The organism is Streptomyces flavochromogenes, assembly GCF_000717595.1.
In the GTDB taxonomy this organism is placed as follows: Bacteria; Actinomycetota; Actinomycetes; order Streptomycetales; family Streptomycetaceae; genus Streptomyces; species Streptomyces flavochromogenes.
The window spans coordinates 1-2,597 of sequence record NZ_JNZO01000079.1; the positions used below are offsets into that span (position 1 = coordinate 1).

Sequence of the window (2,597 nt, forward strand, 5' to 3'; positions counted from 1 at the left end):
GCCATCGCGTCGAAGAGGGCCGTCGTGAAGTACACGGCGGTGATCCCCTGTCGCGCGATCACCCGGGCCAGTTCGCCGATGTCCACCTTCGGCGCGCTGAGCACCACCGCCGTCCCACCACTGAGCAGCGGCACCCACAGCTCGTACGTGGAGGAGTCGAAGGCCAGCGGCGAGTACGCCAGCACCCGACGGTGCCGATCCCCCACACCCGAAGCCCACCACGGATCCAACGCCAGCTCCACCACGTTCCGATGGGTGTTCGCCACACCCTTCGGCACCCCACTCGAACCCGACGTGTACATCACGTACGCCAACTGGTCAGGATGGAGAGGAGCGGAGCGCCCGTGTCGGCGAGGATGAACGCGAGCCTCTCCTCCGGCTGACGCGGGTCCAGCGGTACGTAGGCGCCACCCGCCTTGAGCACGGCGAGGGCCGCGACCACGAACTCCGCCGAGCGGTCGAGGAAGAGGGCCACGGCGGCACCCGGACGGACTCCGCGCGCGGCGAGCCGGGCGGCGAAGGCGTCCGACGCACGGTCGAGGTCGCGGTACGTCGTCTCGCGCCCTTCGCACACCAGCGCCACGGCGTCCGGCGTCCGTGCGGCCTGGGCGGCGAACAACTCGTGCAGCGCGCCCTCGGGGAGCGGTACGGCGGTGTCGTTGTAGTCGGCGAGCAGGGCGTGGCGCTGTGCGGGGGTGAGCAGTTCGATGTCGGCGACCTTGGCGTCCGGGTCGGCGATGACGGCGTCCAGGACCCGGGCCAGCCGCTCGCCGGCCGCCTCGACGGTGTCGGGGTCGTACAGGTCGGTGGCGTACTCGAGGACGATGTCGAGTCCGTTGGGGTGACCGACGCGGTCGCGGTGCTCGTAGAAGTTGACGGTGAGGTCGAACTTGGCGATGCCCGCGTTCAGTTGCCCGGTCTCGGCGCGGACGCCCGGCAGCCGGGGCGCGGCCTCGGCGGCCTCGGCGAGGGTCAGCATGACCTGGAAGAGGGGGTGGCGGGCGGCGGAGCGCTCGGGGTTGAGCGTCTCCACGAGCCGGTCGAAGGGCACGTCCTGGTGTGCCCAGGCGCCGAGGTCGGTCTCGCGGACCCGGTCGAGGAGTTCTCGGAAGGTCGGGTCGCCGGAGGCGTCGGTGCGCAGCACGAGGGTGTTGACGAAGAACCCGACCAGGTCCTCCAGGGCTTCATCGGTCCGCCCGGCGACGAGCGAGCCGAGGGGGATGTCGGTGCCCGCGCCGGAACGGGACAGCAGGGCCACGGTGGCCGCCTGCGCCACCATGAACAGGGTCACGCCGTGCTCCCTGGCCAGGGTGCTGAGGGCCCGGTGGGTCTCCGCCGGGCAGTGCACGGTGTGGGTGGCGCCGCGGTAGGAGGCCACGACCGGGCGGGGCCGGCTGGTGGGCAGGGTGACCTCGGTGGGCAGCTGGGCGAGCGCCTCCCGCCAGTGGGCCAGCTGGCCCTCCTCGTGGTCGGCGAGCAGGTCCCGCTGCCAGAGGGAGTAGTCGGCGTACTGGGCCGGCAGCGGCTCCCACGCGGGCGCCGTGCCCTGGGCGCGGGCGGTGTAGGCGGCGCCGAAGTCCCGCATGAGGGGGGTGGTGGACCAGCCGTCGGAGGCGATGTGGTGCACGACCAGGACGAGCACGCTCCTGGTCGGCTCCAGTTCCAGGAGGACGGCGTGCAGGGGGATTTCGGCGGCGAGGTCGAAGAGGTGCACGGTCTCCTCCGCGAGCCGGGCGGGCAGCTCGTCGTCGGTGACGGTCGCGACGGTGAGCGGCACGACGACCTGCTCGGGATCGGCGATGTGCTGGCGCGGCTCGCCCTCGTGCACCGGGTAGCTGGTCCGGAGGATCTCGTGGCGGGCGATCACGTCCCCGAGCGCCTGCCGCAGCGCCTCCTGGTCGACGGCGCCGGTGAGACGTACGGCGAGGGGGATGTTGTACGTGGCGGAGGGGCCCTCCATCTGGTCGAGGAACCAGAGGCGGCGCTGGGCGGCCGAGAGCGGGAGGTCGTCGTCGGACCGGCCGGCGGCGGTGAGCGCGGGGCGCGGGGTCTGTCCGGCGCCGGCGGTGATCAGCCGGGCGAGTCCGGCGACGGTCGGGTACACGAAGAAGTCACGGAGGGAGAGTTCGGTGGCGAGGGCGGTGCGGACCCGGCCGACCAGACGGGTGGCGAGGAGCGAATGCCCGCCGAGGCGGAAGAAGTCGTCGTCGATGGAGACGGCGGGCTCGCCGAGGGCGTCGGCGAACAGCCCGCACAGCACCTCCTCGACCGGGTTGCGCGGGGCCCGTCCGTCGCCCTCGCCGCTCAGCACGGGCTGTGGCAGGGCGCGGCGGTCGAGCTTGCCGTTGGCGGTCAGGGGGAGTTCGGGGAGCGCGACGAACGCGGAGGGGACCATGTACTCGGCGAGGCGGTCGGCGCTGTGGCTGTGGAGGGCCCCGGGGTCGATGCGGGTGTCGAGGGCGGGGACGACGTAGGCGACGAGGCGCTTGTCGCCGGGACGGTCCTCGCGGACGATCACCGCGGCCTGCGCGACCGAGTCGTGGGCCAGGAGCGCGGTCTCGATCTCGCCGAGCTCGATGCGGAAACCGCGCAGCTTC

The 2,597-nt window shown here is 72.9% G+C and carries 2 protein-coding genes; both read right to left on the reverse strand.

The features are described from left to right. A partial coding sequence (locus IF00_RS45980) for an AMP-binding protein (RefSeq protein WP_245234794.1) occupies positions 1 to 302 on the reverse strand: 302 nt, incomplete at its 3' end. Further along, on the reverse strand, positions 302 to 2,597 hold a 2,296-nt coding region (locus IF00_RS42200; protein WP_158710607.1), incomplete at its 5' end, for a condensation domain-containing protein. The genes IF00_RS42200 and IF00_RS45980, both read right to left, overlap by 1 nt.